The sequence below is a fragment of the Halorubrum sp. C191 genome (genome assembly GCF_002727095.1).
GTDB classification, from domain to species: Archaea; Halobacteriota; Halobacteria; order Halobacteriales; family Haloferacaceae; genus Halorubrum; species Halorubrum ezzemoulense.
In genome coordinates this window covers 31078-47041 of the sequence record NZ_NHNZ01000099.1, presented here as the reverse complement: position 1 = coordinate 47041, position 15964 = coordinate 31078, and the positions used below count along the sequence as shown (strand labels likewise).

13 protein-coding genes are annotated in these 15964 nt (G+C 69.4%); 6 read left to right on the top strand and 7 right to left on the bottom strand.

Annotated elements, in window-relative coordinates:
- Positions 1-28 precede the first annotated feature (28 nt).
- On the bottom strand, positions 29-673 hold the full coding sequence (locus Z052_RS09360) for an FAD-dependent oxidoreductase (RefSeq protein ID WP_094520387.1): 645 nt from the start codon (positions 671-673) through the stop codon (positions 29-31).
- 433 nt (positions 674-1106) lie between these two features.
- On the opposite strand from Z052_RS09360, the gene Z052_RS09355 reads away from it, so the two are divergent.
- The 3 genes from Z052_RS09355 (at position 1107) to Z052_RS09345 (ending at position 5160) form a co-directional block, all read left to right on the top strand.
- On the top strand, positions 1107-2864 hold the full coding sequence (locus Z052_RS09355; protein ID WP_089307894.1) for a 2-oxoacid:acceptor oxidoreductase subunit alpha: 1758 nt from the start codon (positions 1107-1109) through the stop codon (positions 2862-2864).
- A gap of 3 nt (positions 2865-2867) precedes the next feature.
- Complete coding sequence (locus tag Z052_RS09350; protein WP_049931193.1) at positions 2868-3731, top strand: 2-oxoacid:ferredoxin oxidoreductase subunit beta; 864 nt, start codon at positions 2868-2870, stop codon at positions 3729-3731.
- A 193-nt stretch (positions 3732-3924) separates the two neighbouring features.
- Complete coding sequence (locus Z052_RS09345; protein WP_049931194.1) at positions 3925-5160, top strand: digeranylgeranylglycerophospholipid reductase; 1236 nt, start codon at positions 3925-3927, stop codon at positions 5158-5160.
- Between the two features lie 106 nt (positions 5161-5266).
- On the opposite strand, the gene citZ is transcribed toward Z052_RS09345, so the two are convergent.
- The 5 genes from citZ to alaS form a co-directional block, all read right to left on the bottom strand.
- Positions 5267-6409, bottom strand: a complete 1143-nt coding sequence (gene citZ, locus Z052_RS09340) for a citrate synthase (protein WP_094520386.1) — start codon at positions 6407-6409, stop codon at positions 5267-5269.
- A gap of 196 nt (positions 6410-6605) precedes the next feature.
- Positions 6606-8492, bottom strand: a complete 1887-nt coding sequence (locus Z052_RS09335) for a PINc/VapC family ATPase (RefSeq protein WP_094580572.1) — start codon at positions 8490-8492, stop codon at positions 6606-6608.
- 145 nt (positions 8493-8637) lie between these two features.
- Positions 8638-9354 (bottom strand): type 1 glutamine amidotransferase, encoded by a 717-nt coding sequence (locus Z052_RS09330; protein WP_094520385.1) that lies wholly within the window; start codon positions 9352-9354, stop codon positions 8638-8640.
- 98 nt (positions 9355-9452) lie between these two features.
- Positions 9453-10256: an alpha/beta fold hydrolase gene (locus Z052_RS09325; RefSeq protein ID WP_094520384.1), complete on the bottom strand. Its 804-nt coding sequence runs from the start codon at positions 10254-10256 to the stop codon at positions 9453-9455.
- Between the two features lie 19 nt (positions 10257-10275).
- Positions 10276-13056, bottom strand: coding sequence for an alanine--tRNA ligase (gene alaS, locus Z052_RS09320; RefSeq protein ID WP_094520383.1), 2781 nt, complete (start codon positions 13054-13056; stop codon positions 10276-10278).
- Positions 13057-13204: 148 nt separating this feature from the next.
- On the opposite strand from alaS, the gene Z052_RS09315 reads away from it, so the two are divergent.
- From Z052_RS09315 to Z052_RS09305, 3 genes are read left to right on the top strand one after another with little or no spacing between them, the layout of a single operon-like run.
- A complete protein-coding gene (locus tag Z052_RS09315) occupies positions 13205-15076 on the top strand; it encodes a PAS domain-containing sensor histidine kinase (RefSeq protein WP_094520382.1) in 1872 nt (623 codons plus the stop codon).
- Between the two features lie 54 nt (positions 15077-15130).
- Positions 15131-15409, top strand: coding sequence for a signal recognition particle subunit SRP19 (gene srp19 / locus Z052_RS09310; RefSeq protein ID WP_004596410.1), 279 nt, complete (start codon positions 15131-15133; stop codon positions 15407-15409).
- Positions 15410-15411: 2 nt separating this feature from the next.
- On the top strand, positions 15412-15642 hold the full coding sequence (locus Z052_RS09305) for an H/ACA ribonucleoprotein complex subunit GAR1 (RefSeq protein ID WP_089307899.1): 231 nt from the start codon (positions 15412-15414) through the stop codon (positions 15640-15642).
- Here Z052_RS09305 and Z052_RS09300 read toward each other — a convergent pair whose 3' ends face one another.
- Positions 15643-15963: a hypothetical protein gene (locus Z052_RS09300; protein WP_049931211.1), complete on the bottom strand. Its 321-nt coding sequence runs from the start codon at positions 15961-15963 to the stop codon at positions 15643-15645.
- Position 15964 lies beyond the last annotated feature (1 nt).

Sequence of the window (15964 nt, the reverse complement as noted above, 5' to 3'; positions counted from 1 at the left end):
GCGCGGACGGCCCGGCCTGCGGCCGCGCCTACCCGAAGTTCTCGACCTTCGCGGCGTCCGCGTCGCCGCCCGCCGCCTTGATGGCGGCCTCCGCGTCGGCGACGAGGTCGGCGAACCCGTAGACGAACACGGTCCCGCCGTCGGCGCCGGTGAGGACGTCGGCGACGGCGTCGGTCAGGGGGGCATCGCCGTCGAGCAGCCTGACCGCGGCGCCGCGCTCGCGGAGGGCGTCGATCCGATCGGCGTGGGCCACGTCGTCGTCGCGGTAGACGACGGCGGCCTCGGCGTCCTCGTCGAGCGCGCGCTCGGCGATGGCGACCGCGGGGCCGACCCCGGGGCCGCCCGCGATCACGACCGCGCGTGGCTCGCCGTCGTAGTGCTGGTCGCCGAAGGGGCCGGAGAGCGTCATCTCGGTGCCCGCCTCGGCGCCGGAGAGGAACGCCGAGAACTCGCCGCCCTCGTCGGGGTCGATACCGACCGTGACCTCGAACGTCTCGCCGACGCGGGGCGACGAGAGGGTGTAGAACCGCGCGACCGACTCGCCGTCGATCTCGGTGCCGAGCTTCACGAACTGTCCGGGTTCGGCCGCGAACCCCTCGGGGGCGCGGAAGCGGAGGGCGTACGTGTCGGAGCCGACCGGCTCCACCGACTCGACCGTCGCTGTCGTGTCCATACGTCGGATCGGCGGGGCAGACACAAACGCCTTCCCGTCGCCGTCGGTCCTGCCCATGTCGAAACCGGTTCGGACGGGAGGCCCAGATCCCCGCTGCGGTGACCGGCCCGCAGGGCCGACCGCCTCGGCGTGGGGACGACCCGACACATGGACGCCAGATGCGGGGATACCCGACGCCTTGGCCTACCTCGTCGTGAACAAGTCCGCCGCGCACGGGGCCGACGCAGTTCGTCAAACGTCGAAAACGGGTCCGACGCGAAGGGTCGATCGTGATGATTTTGGTGAACGAACGTCCAATTATATGCGTTATTACAAGGTATATAGGGCTCAAAGCTGACAATATTCGCGATATCGAAGACGTACGTCCAGATACACCTCGGTGGCTCCTTCCAGAAGCCTTTTGATGAGTCCGCCGGAACCTTGCCCATAGCACATGGCTGCGGATTTCAACTGGGCTGTCGGCGGAGAGGCCGGCGACGGCATCGACTCGACGGGGAAGATCTTCGCACAGGCGCTTTCCCGCGCGGGTCGACACGTGTTCACGTCGAAGGACTTCGCATCTCGGATACGAGGCGGCTACACCGCCTACAAGGTGCGGACCTCCGTCGACAAGGTACAGAGCGTCGTTGACCGACTCGACGTGCTCATCGCGTTGACCCCCCGGACGATCGAGGAGAACCTCGACGAGCTCCACGAGGGGTCGGTGATCATCTACGACGGCGAACGGACGACGATGCAGGACGTCGAGATCCCCGAGGGGATGATCGGCCTCGACGTGCCGCTGAAGAGCCTGGCCGAGGAGGCCGGCGGCGCGATTATGCGGAACGTCGTCGCGCTCGGCGCGGCCTGCGAGGTGGCCGAGTTCCCCATCGAGAACCTCGACTCGGCGCTGGAGAAGCGGTTCAAGGACAAGGGCCAGAAGCTCGTCGACAACAACAAGGAGGCGGCCCGCGCGGGCCAGTCGTACGTCGCCGACGAGTACGACCACGAGTTCGACTACTCGCTGGAGACCACCGACGAGGACTACGTCCTCCTCAACGGCGACGAAGCGATCGGCATGGGCGCCATCGCGGCCGGCTGCCGCTTCTACGCCGGCTACCCGATCACGCCCGCGACCGACGTGATGACGTACCTCACTGGCCGCATCGAGCGGTACGGCGGCCACGTCGTCCAGGCGGAAGACGAGCTCTCCGCGATCAACATGGCGCTGGGCGCGGCCCGCGGCGGCGCCCGCGCGATGACCGCGACCTCCGGGCCGGGGATCGACCTGATGACCGAGACGTTCGGGCTCATCGCCACCTCGGAGACGCCGCTCGTCATCTGTAACGTGATGCGCTCGGGCCCCTCGACGGGGATGCCGACGAAACAGGAGCAGGGCGACCTGAACCAGATGTTGTACGGCGGCCACGGCGAGGTGCCGCGGTTCGTCCTCGCGCCGACCACCATCTCGGAGTGCTTCTGGAAGACCGTCGAGGCGTTCAACCTCGCCGAGAAGTACCAGCTCCCTGTCTACCTCACCGCCGACCTCTCGATGGCGGTCACCGAGCAGACGTTCTCCCCGGAGACGTTCGACATGGACGAGGTGGAGATCGACCGCGGCAAGGTCGTCGACGAGACGGCGATCGACGACCACATGAGCGAGTCGGGCGGCTTCCAGCCCCACGAGATCACCGACGACGGGGTCTCGCCGCGGGCGTTCCCCGGTACGGCCGACGGCGCGCACATGTCCACCGGCCTCGAACACGACGAGCAGGGCCGCCGGACAGAGGACACGGAGATGCGCGTCGAGCAGGTCGACAAGCGCAACCGCAAGGTCGAGACCGCCCGTGAGCGCGAGGACTGGAGCCCGCGCGAGTTCGGTGACGAGGACGCGGACACCCTCGTCATCACGTGGGGGTCGAACGAGGGCGCGCTCGCCGAGGCAGTGGAGTTCCTCGACGAGGACGGACTGGACGTGCGGGTCCTCTCGGTCCCGTACATCTTCCCGCGGCCGGACCTCGCGGAAGACGTGGCGGCCGCCGAGACGACGGTCGTCGTCGAGTGTAACGAGCAGGGCCAGTTCGCGGACCTCGTCGAACACGACGTGCTCGAACGCGTCGACCGCGTGAACAAGTACAACGGCGTGCGGTTCAAGGCCGACGAACTCGCAGCGGAGATCAAGTCGACCCTCGAAGCGGGGGTGGAGGCGTAACCAATGAGCTCAGACATTCGATTCACCGATTTCAAGTCCGACAAGCAGCCGACGTGGTGCCCGGGGTGCGGCGACTTCGGGACGATGAACGGGATGATGAAGGCCCTCGCGGAGACGGGCAACGACCCCGACAACACCTTCGTCGTCGCCGGCATCGGCTGTTCCGGCAAGATCGGCACGTACATGCACAGCTACGCGCTCCACGGGGTTCACGGGCGCGCGCTCCCCGTCGGCACCGGCGTCAAGATGGCGCGGCCCGACATCGAGGTGATGGTGGCCGGCGGCGACGGCGACGGCTACTCCATCGGCGCGGGCCACTTCGTCCACGCCGTCCGGCGCAACGTCGACATGACGTACGTCGTGATGGACAACCGCATCTACGGGCTGACGAAGGGCCAAGCGTCGCCGACCTCCCGCGAGGACTTCGAGACGTCGACGAGCCCCGACGGGCCCAAACAGCCGCCGGTGAACCCCCACGCGCTGGCGCTCGCCTCCGGCGCGACGTTCATCGCGCAGTCGTTCTCCTCGGACGCGCTCCGCCACCAAGAGATCATCCAGGAGGCCATCGAGCACGACGGGTTCGGCTTCGTCAACGTCTACTCCCCCTGCGTCACCTTCAACGACGTCGACACGTACGACTACTTCCGCGACTCGCTGGTCGACCTGAAGGAGGCGGACCACGACCCGACCGACCGCGAGGCGGCGAAGGACGTGATCCTCGACAACGAGAAGGAACACCAGGGCGTCATCTACAAGGACGAGTCGTCGGTGCCGTACCACGAGCAGCACGGCGTCGACGAGGACATGTCGGTGCTTCCGGACGGCGCCCCCGAGGGCGCGACCGACCTCGTCCGCGAGTTCTACTGAACCGCGCCGCGGTCTCGGCGGGCGGACCCGATCCGACGCCCGTTTCGGGGGCCGGGCCTGGGTCCGACCGCCGGATGAGACCCCGGTAATTCCGACCTCTCTCGACGGCCAAAACCGGGCGAACGAGGGGGTTCGCGCGTATTTTCCGGTGGGTTTCAGCAAGCCTAATTAGGTGGGTCCGTAACCGTCGTGTATGGTTGACCGCTACGACGTCGCCATCGCCGGCGCCGGTCCGGCGGGCGCGCAGTGCGCCCGTGACCTGGCGACGCGCGACTACGACGTCGTCGTCTTAGAGACGGAGTCGGAAGACGAGTTCCCGCGACAGAGCAACAAGTCGACGGCGGGCACGTTCCCGTCGATGATGTCCTCTTTCGGAATCCCCGACGACGTCGTGATGTCGTACACCGATGACGTCGTGCTGGAGTCGCCCAACGAGTACTATGAGAGCTACCAGCCGGGCGCGGTGTTGGAGTTCGCGGAGTTCAAGCAGTTCCTCGTCGCCGACGGTCGCGACAACGGCGCGGAGTACCGCTTCGACGCGCGGGTTTCGCGGCCGATCCTCGACGACGACGGCGTCATCGAGGGGGTGCGGTACAACGGCGACGAAGCGGTGTACGCCGACATCGTGATCGACGCTACCGGTCCGGCCGCACCGATCGCCAGCGCGCTCGACGTGGTCGACCTCGAACGCGAGAACCAAGCCATCGGTATCGAGTACGAGATGGAGGGCGTCGAGATGAACCACCCGGACTACGCGGACCTCCGGCGGGCGATGATGCTCCGCTTGGACCACAACATCGCGCCCGGCGGCTACTCGTGGATCTTCGCGACCGGCGAGGACACCGCGAAGGTCGGCATCTGTTACATCCAGAACGACCGCCACCGCGAGTTCGCCGAGGCGGGGAAGACCGTCGACGGGTACCTCGACGACTGGATCGACCGCGACCCGCGGTTCGCCGAGGCGGAACAGATCGACGAGACGGTCCACCGCGGCTCCGCGCACATTCAGCGCCCGGAGCAGATGTACACCGACCGGTTCCTCGCCGTCGGCGACACCGTGCCGAGCATCGACCCGCTGTGGGGAGAAGGGATCCACAAGGGCATGAAGTCGGCCCGCGCCGCCGCGGCGACCGTCGACCGCTGTCTCACCGACTCGGAGCGGCGCATCGACGCGGAGAGCCTTGCGGTGTACGAGACGCTCTGGCACCGAGACGTGGCGCCGCGCGCGGAGTCGCGACTGACGCTCACGGAGTTGCTGTACCTCGCACCCAACGAGCGGTACGACCGGTTGATGCGCGATCTCCAAGAGACGGACGACGACATCTTGGCGAAGGCGAACCGCGGCGAGAAGGCGGGGATGGCGCGGCTGCTTCACCTCGACGATGTCCCGCTGCTCGCGAAGTACGCCCGCGAGCGGTTCGGAATCTGAGGAGCCGGGCCGATCGGTCGCGGACGCACATATTCTGCGAGCGGGTGACGCGCCGCGACGTTTGAAGAGCCGTTCGGAGAAGGCGGGTGGGCGGCGGGCGCGACCGTTACCGTTCGTCGAGGGGAACGAACTCGCTGTCTTCCGGACCGGTGTACCGGGCGCGCGGACGGATGAGGCGGTTGTCCTCTTGATACTCGGCGACGTGCGCGATCCAGCCGCCGACGCGGCTCATCGCGAAGATGGGCGTGTACATGTCGACGGGGATACCGAGCGAGTCGTAGACGGAGCCGGAGTAGAAGTCGACGTTCGGGGCGATCCCCTCCTCGACGAGCCCCTGTTCGGTGAGGTACTCCTCGATGGCGGTGGTGTAGTCCAGCCACTTGGTGTCGCCCGACGACTCGGCGAGGTCGCGAAGCTTCTCCTCGAGGATGTTCGCGCGGGGGTCTTTCACCTTGTAGACGCGGTGCCCGAAGCCGGGGACGCGCCGTCCGTCGTCTCGGGCGTCTTTCACCCACTGGACGGGGTCCTTCGAGGAGGCGTCCACCTCGTGGAGCACCTCCATCACGTCTTGGTTCGCGCCGCCGTGGAGCGGGCCGGAGAGCGCGCCGATACCCCCGGTGACGCCGGAGTAAACGTCCGCCATCGTCGACCCGATCACCATCGCGGTGAACGTGGAGGCGTTGAGCCCGTGGTCGGCGTGGAGCGTGAGCGCCATGTCGAACGTCTCCTCGCTCACGTCGTCCGGCTCGGTCCCGGTCAGCATGTAGAGGAAGTTCCCGGCGTGCGAGAGGTCCGGGTCGGGGGCGACCGGCTCCTCGCCCTGACGGACGCGCTCGAACGCGGCGAGGACCGTCGGGATCTTCGCCGTGATCCGTCGTCCCTGACGAAGCGTGGTCTCACCGGCGTCGGCCTCGTCGTCCGGGTCGTACGCCGACAGCATCGATGTCGCGGTCCGGAGCGCGGCCATCGGACGCTCGCCGGCGTCCGCGAGCGCGCGGACCGTCTCGATGACGTCGTCGTCAACCTCGCGCTCCGCCGCGAGGTCGGCGGCGAACGCGTCGAGCTCCGCGGCGGTGGGGAGCGAGCCGTGCCACAGGAGGTACAGCACCTCCTCGTAGCTCGCGCCCCGCGCCAGGTCTTCGATGTCGTACCCGCGATACACGAGCTTCCCGACCTCGCCGTCGACGTAGCTCAGATCTGACTCCGCGACGAGGACGCCCTCGAGCCCGCGTTTTAACTCATCAGCCATACCCCGAGTTATCTAGGCCGTCAAAAAAGCGTTATCTTTCAGGAGGGATACGTTACGACAATCGTGGTATGTGGCCGCGTCGAACGACGACGTGACAGCGAGCGAAAACGTCTGGCGTGGATGCGATCGCCAGCCAGCGGGGCGATCGGACGGCCGTCGGGCGGCTACGTCCGACCCGAACGGCCGGTTGCGGGATTCACCGCGCCGGGACGACCGTCACGGTCCGGTTCCGGTCGATCGCGTCCTCCAGTTCCTCGGCGATGGCCGAGCCGCGCGAGACCTGAACCTCACCGCCGCGCCCGACCGTGGCGGTGAAGAGGTACTCGCCGTCCGCGCGCACTTCGACCGTCTCGCCGACCTCGTCGTCGACGTCGATGACGACGTGACGCGAGGTGATCTCCGGCGCGACCACCGTCCCGCGCTCGGCGCCGACCTGCCCGTCGCCGTGCCCGTTCTCGGGGCCGCCGGCGGGACCGCCGCCGGACCCGCCGGGCTTCTCGTCGTGCGTGCGGACGTCGATGTCGATCCCGAGGCGGTTCTCGATGTCGGCGATGCGGCCGCCGCCCTTCCCGATCACCGTGCCGATGTCGCCCTCGGTGACGTAGACGACCGCCTCGTCGTCGCCGTTCAGCTCCACCTCGACGTGGCCGTGCGCGACCGAGCGGATCTCGCGTTCGATCTCCTTTTTCGCGATGCGGCCGACGCCCGTCTCGCTCCCCGCCTCGCCGCCGTCCTCGTCAAGTGGGACGGTGACGACCTGCCGGTTGAACGTGTATATCTCGTACTCCGGCCGACCGGTCTCGAAGTTCGACACCTGAATGACCGGACGGGCAAGGTCCTCGGCGGTGAGCCCCGCCGGCACCTTCACTTCCGTCGTCACGTCGTAGACCGTGTGGACCTCGCCGGCCTCGATGTAGACGACGGTGTCGACGATCTGCGGGATCATCCCGAGTTCGACGCGGCCGACGAGCCGCTGGAGCGCGTCGATGGCGCGGGAGGCGTGGACGACGCCGACCATGCCGACGCCAGCCATACGCATGTCGGAGAACACCTCGAAGTCGTTCGTCTTCCGGACCTCGTCGTAGATGGTGTAGTCCGGCCGGACGAGGAGGAGAGAGTCGGCGGTGTTCTCCATCTCGCCGCCGAGCGCGCCGTACTGCGTGATCTCGGGACCGACTTGGAGGTCTCGGGGCTTCTCCATCGTCTTCACCGCGTAGTCGCTGTCGTTCAGGAACTCCGCGACCGCCTGCGCGAACGTCGACTTCCCGGCGCCGGGCGAGCCCGAGATGAGGACCCCGCGTTTCCGCTCCGCGAACCGGTCGCGGAGCTCGTCGGCGAACTCGTAGTCGTCGAGGTCCGTCTTCGCGATGGGGCGGACGGCGGTGATCTCGACGCCGTCGGCGAACGGCGGGCGCGCCACCGCGATCCGGTAGTTGCGGAACTGGACGATGTCCATCCCGTCGTCAGAGAGCTCGATGAACCCCTCGCTCGACTGGCGGGCCAGGTCGACGATCGAGTTCGCCCACTCCTGCAGCTGCGCCTCGTCGGTGGGGTCGTCCGCGATCTCGACGTAGCGCATCTCGCCGAGCGCCCCGCGTTTCGCCTTCGGGACGGTCCCCGTCTTGAGGTGGACTGACATCGTCTCGTCGGTGAAAAAGTCCTGTATCGGCAGCTCGTCGACGACGCCGCGGGCGACGGGCTCGACGTACTCGACATCGAGCCCCTTCGCGCGGGCCACCTCGGCCTGAACCACGTCGCTGGAGAGGAGCGTCGCGTCGTGGTCGGCGGCGAGGTCGCGGATCAGCGCGTCCACGTCGCCCTCGTGTGCGTTCGAGCGGGCGTCGCCGCTCGCGCGCTCGCCGACGTACCGCAGCTCGATCGTCCCGTCGTCGGCGTAGTCCGCGAGCCGCTTGAGTTCGCTGAGCCCGTCCCAGCCGGATTCGAGCCCGTCGTTCGCCTGCGACTCCAACTCGCCGACGACCGCCTCCGGGACGAACACGGTGACCGACTCGTAGGTCCCGTCCGCGACGCGTTCGGACACGCGGCCGTCGACGACCGCGCTCGTGTCCGGTACTACGTTCATACCCGAGTTCGGGACGGGAACCGTATAAGGGTGTTCGACCGGGGGCCGCGGGCGGACGGCGTGGAATCGCGCCGGTCAGTCGTCGCGTCGGTCGTGCCGGCCGAGCGGCGCGGCGGTCGCGCCTCCGTCGAACCGGTCGACCCGCTCAGTCGTCCGCGGCCGCCTGCTCCGCCCGCTCGGCCGCCAACCGCTCGGCGTAACCGGTGAAGTTCTCGAACAGTTGCTTCGCCTCGCAGGCGGCGTCGTAGGCGTCGGGCGTGATCGACTCGAGGACGCCGTCCACGCGGGCGTCACCGATCTGATCCCGCTTACCGTCGGTCACGTCGCGGGCCGTGTCGATGTCGTACTCCGGGTGGAACTGGACCCCCCAGCAGTGGCCGTCGCGGAACGCGTGGACGCCGCGGTCGTTCTCCGCGAGCAGCGTCGCTGACGGCGGGAGTTCGACGACTGCGTCGCCGTGGGTGGTGAAGGCGGTGAACGTCTCGTCGATCCCCTCGAACAGCGGGTCGTCGCGAGGTCGGCGGATCTCGTTGTAGCCGATCTCGAACCCGTCCATGCCCGCGACGCGGCCGCCGAGCGCCTCCGCGAGCACCTGGTGACCGTAACAGACGCCGAGGACGGGGACGCCCGCGTCGGCGGCCTCGGCGACGTAGTCGACGAGCGGCGGGATCCACGCCTCGTCCCAGTAGACCGACGAGCGCGACCCGGTCACCACGACGCCGTCGAACTCGGTGTGATCGGGGAGGTCTCCCGCGACGGCGTCGAACTCGACGAGGTCGGCGTCGAGCTCTCTGCGGAAGTTCCGCCGGGTGTTCGCACCGTCGTGGGCGGCGTTCAGCAGGGCGAACCGGAGGCGAGTCATCAGGTGAAGGGTTCGGCGAGAGTCACAAAACGGTTGCGACGCCGGACGCCCCGGCCGACGACGCGGACGCGGGCGTCGCGCGGCCCCGAACGCCGCGCCTACTCGAACCGGCCGGCCGCGTGTTCGGCGAGCCAGCCGACGAGGAGGTCGTTGACCGCGGCCGACGCCTCGACCCCGACGAGGTGGCGCGCCCCGTCGATCCCGTGGAGCTCCCCGCGAGGGAGCCCCTCCGCGAGCGTCTCCACGGCCGTGGCCGGACAGACCGTGTCGTCGGTGCCGTGGACGACGAGCGCGGGCGTGGTGATCTCGTGGAGGCGACCGGTGAGGTCGAACCCCTCGATCGCGGCGCGGTGCGCCTCGTACGTCTCGCGGTCGGCGTCCTCCGCGAGGCGCCATTCCGCGATCCGAGAGAGCGCGTCGGGGTGGGCCTCACAGAAGTCGAGCGAGAGGAGGCCGTTCAGCGACCCCTCGACCGCGGCCGGATCGGCCGGGGGGGCCCAGACGCCGTCGGGGTTGTAGGCGTCCCCCGCGGGCGGCGTCCCGACGAGCGCGACGCTCGCCGGCCGCGAGGAACTCGCCGCGGCCGTCAGCGCGACCATCCCGCCGAGCCCGTAGCCGACAAGGTGAGCGTTTCGGATCCCCTCGGCGGCACACACCGCGTCCACGTCGGCCGCGAGCTCCCCGACCGCGTACGGGCCGGGCGGGGCGTCGGACCGCCCGACACCGCGCGTCTCCGGGGTGATCACGGTGTGTGGACCGGCGAGCGCCGCGTGCTGCCAGCCGAACTGCCAGGCGCCGAGCCCGACGTCGCCGCAGAACACCACCGCCTCGTCGCCGTCGCCGGTGTCGGGGGCGTCCACCTCGTACCGGATCTCGGTCCCGGCGTTGGTCGCGTGCGGCATAGTGGCGAACTGGCTGCGTTCAGGCCTCCTGAAGGCTGCGGAGCACGTCCGGCGCCGCGTCGAGGGCGTCGTCTAAGGCGTCCGCGTCCGGGCCGCCGCCCTGCGCGAAGTCCGGCGGCCCGCCGCCGCCGCCGCCGACGCGCCCGGCGAGCTCCGAGACGACCTGCCCCGCGTTCACGTCGACGCAATCGGGGACGCCGACGACGAAGCTCGCGGAGCCGTCCGCGCCGCTGCCGATCACCGCGACTTTCCCGTCGTCGACGTGGGCGTTCGCGGTCGCGCGCAGTTCGTCGGCGTCGCCGTCGAGCCGCTGGATCACCGCTGTCGTCCCGGCGACGTCGACCGCCTCGGCGTCGGCGCCGCCGGCGGCCCGCGCGGCCGCGAGCTCCTCTTTGAGCGACTCGATCTCCTTGCCGCGGGCCTTCCACTCCTCGAAGAAGCGCTCGGCGGTGTCCGGCACGTCGAGCGGGTCCACGTCCAGGACCTCGGCCGCGTCGTACAGCGCGTCCTCGGTGCGCTGGGTCGCCTCCACCGCCGCGGCCCCGGCCGCGAAGACGATGCGCTCGACGCCGTCCTGTACCGGCTCCGTCTTCAGCACTTTCACGGCGCCGATCTCGCCGGTGCGGGCGACGTGCGTGCCGGCGCAGGCCTGAACGTCGGCGTCGCCGACGTGGATCAGCCGGACGTTCGTTCCCGGCGGGACGCCGCCCTGATACAGGTCGAAGCCGTGCTCGGCCTCCGCCTCGTTGCGGTCGGGCCACTCCTGGCGGACGGGGACGTCGTCGCGGACCAACTCGTTCGCGACGCGCTCGATCGCCTTCACGTCCCCGCGGTCGATGCGCTCGAAGTGGCGCACGTCGAGCCGCGCCGAGTCGGTTCCCTTCTGGGCGCCAGCCTGCCGGACGTGGTCGCCGAGCACCTCGCGGGCGGCGTGACCGATCAGGTGCGTCGCGGTGTGGTGCGCGCGCAGTCGGTCGCGGCGGTCGCCGTCCACCTGCCCCGTGACGAACTCGCCTTTGCCGGGGTCCGCGTCCGTGCGGTGGAGCACGACCCCGTCGACCTCCTGAACGTCGTCGACGTCGACGGTGGTCTCTCCGACCGTGAGGTGGCCGCGGTCGGCCGGCTGACCGCCGCCCTCGGGGTAGAACATCGTCTGGTCCAGCACCACGTCGTACCCGCCCTCGGCCTCCAGCACGTCGAGGACGACCGCCTCGAACTCCGTGCGTCCCTGGTCGTCGTAGAACAGCTTCTCCGTCTCGGGGAGGTCGGCGAGCCGCTCGTCGCGCTCGTCGCTCTCTCCCGCGGCGTCGCCCTCCTCGTGTCGGTCGGCGACGAGCGCGTAGAAGTCGTCGGGCACGTCGACGGTCGCGCCGCGCTCGTCGGCGATGTCGGCGACCATGTCGGGCTGGATCCCGTGGGAGTCGTACAGCTCCAGTAGCTCCCCCGTCGGGATCGGCTCACCGGTGCCGGCGTACTCGTCGGCGAGCTGTTCGACCTTGCGGGCGCCGCGCTCCAGCGTCCGCTCGTACTTCCGCTCCTCGCTGCGGACGATCTCGCGGATCGTGTCGCGGTTCTCGTAGCCGAGCCGCTCGGCCTGCATGTCGACCAGCTCGTCGAGCGGCGCGTCGACGCCGACCTCGTCGACGAGGCGCTTCATCCGGCGGAGCACCATCCGGGCAAGGTAGCCCGTGCCGACGTTCGACGGGACGATCTCGTCGCCGAACATGTACGCGAGCGTCCGCGAGTGGTCGGCGATCGCGTAGATCGCTTCGAGCGGTTCCACCAGCTCGCGCAGTCGGTCGACGTCCACGTCGAGCCGGTCTGCGATCTCGCCGCGGGCGGCCTCCACGTCGTCGACGTCGTCGATGTCGAGCCGGCCGGAGAGCTTGGCGGCGCGGTGGACGATCTCGCGTTCGGCCTCGGTGTGCTCGACACCGGCGTTGTCTTTCAGGAAGTCGATCGCGTCGGGGTAGACGGCCTCGTACACGGTCGCGGTCCCCTGGCTCATCCACGTCCACCGCTCTAACCCGTACCCGGTGTCGACGATGTACGTGTCCATGAACGAGTACGAGTTCCCGTCTTTCATCTCGTAGTCGCCGTCGGGGTCCCGCTCCATACACATGAAGACGAGCGTCGCCAGCTCGGCGCCCTTGTAGATGACCTCGATGGCGGGGCCGGCGTTACCGCCGCCGACCCACGGGTCCTCGATGTAAGTGATCTCTTCGAGGTCGGCGCCGAGGCTCTCGAACAGCTCGTCGCAGTACCGGACCGTCTCGTCTTTCCAGTACACCTCGCCGTGGTAGGCGTACTCGTCCTCGTCGACCTCCTCGCGCGTGTTGAACGCGTGGTGGGCCATCATCTCGAACGCCATCGTGTGCCGGCCCGTCTTGCCGACGTTGTCGATGTCCTGCATCCGGATACAGGGCTGCGAGATGGTCAGCGGGTTCGCCGGCGGGGGCGTCTGTCCCGAGGTGACGAGCGGCTGGAAGTCGTAGATCGACGCCTGCGTCAGGAGCACGTCGTCGCGCCAGCGGTTCGCGGCGACCGGGTACGGGTCGATCCGCTCGTGGCCGTTGTCTTCGAAGAAGGAGAGGAACGCCTCGCGCATCTCCGACAGCGAGTGCGCCTCCGGGAAGCCCGGGTCGTCGATGAAGCTGTAGTCCTCGCAGGGCGGCTCGCCGCACAGGTCGCGGTCGCCGTCGCGGGTCCAGAAGTGCGCGCCACAGGAGGGACACTCCTTGCGCTCGAACCCCTCCTCCTCGAAGTAGTCGAGACGGTACTCCGCTTCGAGATCGCTCATTACACGAACGTGGCCCGTGTTGCTCCAAAAGGGTTCCGGGGTCGCTCGTCGCCGGCGAGGAGGGCGGAGCGCGGGACGGCCGGGGCCGCCCGACTGCGGAGATCGGTACGAAGTTTTATGCTCTCGGCGTGTACTAATTCGTACAATTGTGACTCCTGCGTTGGGTGAGCGCGCGTCCGTTCTCGTGCTCGCAGACGACCCCCGACTCACCGACGAGGTCGAGTCGGGGGCCGACCCAGAGAACCGCGGCGACGACGGACCGGTCGCGGTCGAGACCCACGCGACAGTTCCCGCCGACGTCGACGAGGAGCGCCTCGCGGAGGTCGACGTGGCGGCCGTCACCGACGAGGCGGGGCTCGACCGGGTCCGCTCGGCCGAGGCCGTCGAGTACGTGATCGCGTACGTCGACGATCCGACGGGCCGGACCGCGACGGACCCGCTCGTCGACGCGGTCGCCGGAACGCCCGAGGCGCTCTCGGAGACGGTCTCGTGGCTGCTCGCCCGGGATCAACGGTCGACCGTCCGGGCGAAGCCGACCCGGACCCCGTCGCGAATCGAACAGCTCAACGCCGGGATGGCGGAGCTCGCCGCCGTCAGGTCGGTCGACGAGGCGTACCGGGCGGCCATCGCCGTCACCGAGCAGGTGTTTCCGGAGTATCACGCCGTCGTCGCCGTTCGGGACGGCGAGTGGGTCGAGCCCGTGGTCGCCTCCAGCGGGACGCCCGTCGAGGACTGTAACCGGGTCCGCGTCGGCGCCGGCGTGGCCGGCAGGACCGTCCAGACGGGCGACGCGTCGATCGCCCCGAACCCGAACCCAGAGGGCCAGTTCGGTACGCTGCTCACCGTTCCCGTGGGCGACGATGTCGTCTTCCAGCTCGCCGCCGACGGAGTCGACGACGGCGACGCGTTCGACGACGCCGACCGCCGGCTGGCGGAGCTGCTCGCCTCCCACCTCGAAGAGACGCTCGACCGGATCGGGGTCACGGAGGCGCTCCGGACCGAACGCGACAGGCTGCTCGCGCTGTTCACGAACGTACCGGATCCCGCCGTCGCCTACGACTACGTCGACGGCGAGCCGATCGCCCGACAGGTGAACGACGCGTTCGAGGCGACGTTCGGCTACGAGGCCGAGACCGTGCTCGGCGAGTCCATCGACGAGTACATAGTCCCCCCCGACGCCGAGTCGGAGGCCGACGACCTCAACGAGCGCTTACAGTGCGGCGAGAACGTCCGCCGGGAGGTGACCCGGACCACCGCGGAGGGGCCGCGTCACTTCATCCTCCACGTCATTCCGATCCACCTCGACGCCGCCAACGCGGCCGGATACGCCATCTACACCGACGTCACCGACCGACGGGAGCGCGAGGAGACTCTCCGGCGGCAGAACGAGCGACTCGACGAGTTCGCGTCCATCGTCTCGCACGACCTCCGGAATCCGCTGTCGGTCGCGGAGGGGTACGTCGACCTCGCCCGCGAGACGGACGACACGGCGCCCCTAGAGAAGGCCGCGGACGCGCTCGGGCGGATGGACGAACTCGTCGCGGACCTCCTGTCGCTGGCCCGGGAGGGACGCTCGGTGGGAGAGACCGAGTCCGTCTCGGTGGTGGACGTCGCGCGCGAGGCGTGGGAGTGCGTCGACATGGCGAACGCGACCCTCGACGTCGAGACGGACGCGACGCTGGACGCGAACCGGACGCGGCTCTGCGAGCTGCTTGAGAACGTCTACCGGAACAGCGCGGACCACGGCCGCGACTCCCCCGACGAGCCGCTCTCGGTCCGCGTCGGAGCGCTGACGCGTCGCGACGACGGGACCGCGGCCGACGGCTTCTACGTCGAAGACGACGGGAGCGGGCTCCCGGACGACGCCGACAATGTGTTCGAGAGCGGGTTCACGACCGACGAGTCGGGGACGGGACTGGGACTCGCCATCAGCGAGCGCATCGCCGAGGCCCACGGCTGGAGCGCGCACGCGCTCGCCGCCGAGGACGGCGGGGCGCGCTTCGAGTTCCGGGTCCCCTGAACGCGCCCGGCGGCGGTCCGAAACGACCTTACGCCGCGCGCGAAGGTATCCGGTATGGTCGAGAACGTCGTCTACCCCGCATACTTCGACGCCGAGCTGTCGCGGTCCGAGGGGCGCCGCGTCCCGACGGATCTGGCGGTCGAAGCGCCGACCGTCGACGAGATAGCGAAAGCCGTCCAGCAGGTGGGCTACGACGCGGTCGTCGAGCGCGACGCGACGTATTCCCGGGAGTTCGAGCCACGGGGCTCCGTCGTCGTCAAAGGCACCGAAGACACCGCGAAAAACGACCTCGTTCAGGCGATCGCCGCGTACCTCGGCGTGCTCCGGGAGTAACCGTGCGGCGCGTCGGCACCGTCGTCCGCACGGCCGGCGGACTCGCGATCGCCCGCGGCGACGCCGGCAACGATCCGCCCCGGATCGGCGCGAGCATCGTCGACGAGTCGCTCTCGACGGTCGGCCGCGTCGTCGACGTGTTCGGTCCTATCGACCGCCCCTACGTGGCGATCACGCCCGGCGACGGCGTCGGACTCGCCGACCTCCTCGGCGAAAAGTTGTACGCGCGGTAGCTACGCGTCGCCCGGCTCGGGTGTCGTTCGTCCCTCCGCCGCCTCCTCGTCGACCGCCACGTCGAAGTCCGCGAGCGTCTTGTCCGTGCGAGCGAGGCGCTCGGCGACGAGCAGCTTCTCCCGCCGCTCCAGTCGGTCCCAGTCGAACTCCGCCGGCGGCGACGCCTCCAGCGACTCGAACCGCTCGATCACCGCCTCGTTCGCGAACCGCTCGAACGAGCCGCAGTCCGGACAGGTCCGGGACAAGTGCGACGTGTCGAAGGTGCGCGTGACGGTGGCGTCGAGGCAGTTCAGACACCGATAGGTGTGGCTCCGGGACACG

Excerpts from the sequence above, each read along its gene's own strand:
- Z052_RS09360 (WP_094520387.1), bottom strand. The coding sequence starts at position 673 with ATGGACACGACAGCGACGGTCGAGTCGGTGGAGCCGGTCGGCTCCGAC.
- Z052_RS09355 (WP_089307894.1), top strand. The coding sequence starts at position 1,107 with ATGGCTGCGGATTTCAACTGGGCTGTCGGCGGAGAGGCCGGCGACGGC.
- Z052_RS09350 (WP_049931193.1), top strand. The coding sequence starts at position 2,868 with ATGAGCTCAGACATTCGATTCACCGATTTCAAGTCCGACAAGCAGCCG.
- Z052_RS09345 (WP_049931194.1), top strand. The coding sequence starts at position 3,925 with ATGGTTGACCGCTACGACGTCGCCATCGCCGGCGCCGGTCCGGCGGGC.
- citZ (WP_094520386.1), bottom strand. The coding sequence starts at position 6,409 with ATGGCTGATGAGTTAAAACGCGGGCTCGAGGGCGTCCTCGTCGCGGAG.
- Z052_RS09335 (WP_094580572.1), bottom strand. The coding sequence starts at position 8,492 with ATGAACGTAGTACCGGACACGAGCGCGGTCGTCGACGGCCGCGTGTCC.
- Z052_RS09330 (WP_094520385.1), bottom strand. The coding sequence starts at position 9,354 with ATGACTCGCCTCCGGTTCGCCCTGCTGAACGCCGCCCACGACGGTGCG.
- Z052_RS09325 (WP_094520384.1), bottom strand. The coding sequence starts at position 10,256 with ATGCCGCACGCGACCAACGCCGGGACCGAGATCCGGTACGAGGTGGAC.
- alaS (WP_094520383.1), bottom strand. The coding sequence starts at position 13,056 with ATGAGCGATCTCGAAGCGGAGTACCGTCTCGACTACTTCGAGGAGGAG.
- srp19 (WP_004596410.1), top strand. The coding sequence starts at position 15,131 with ATGGTCGAGAACGTCGTCTACCCCGCATACTTCGACGCCGAGCTGTCG.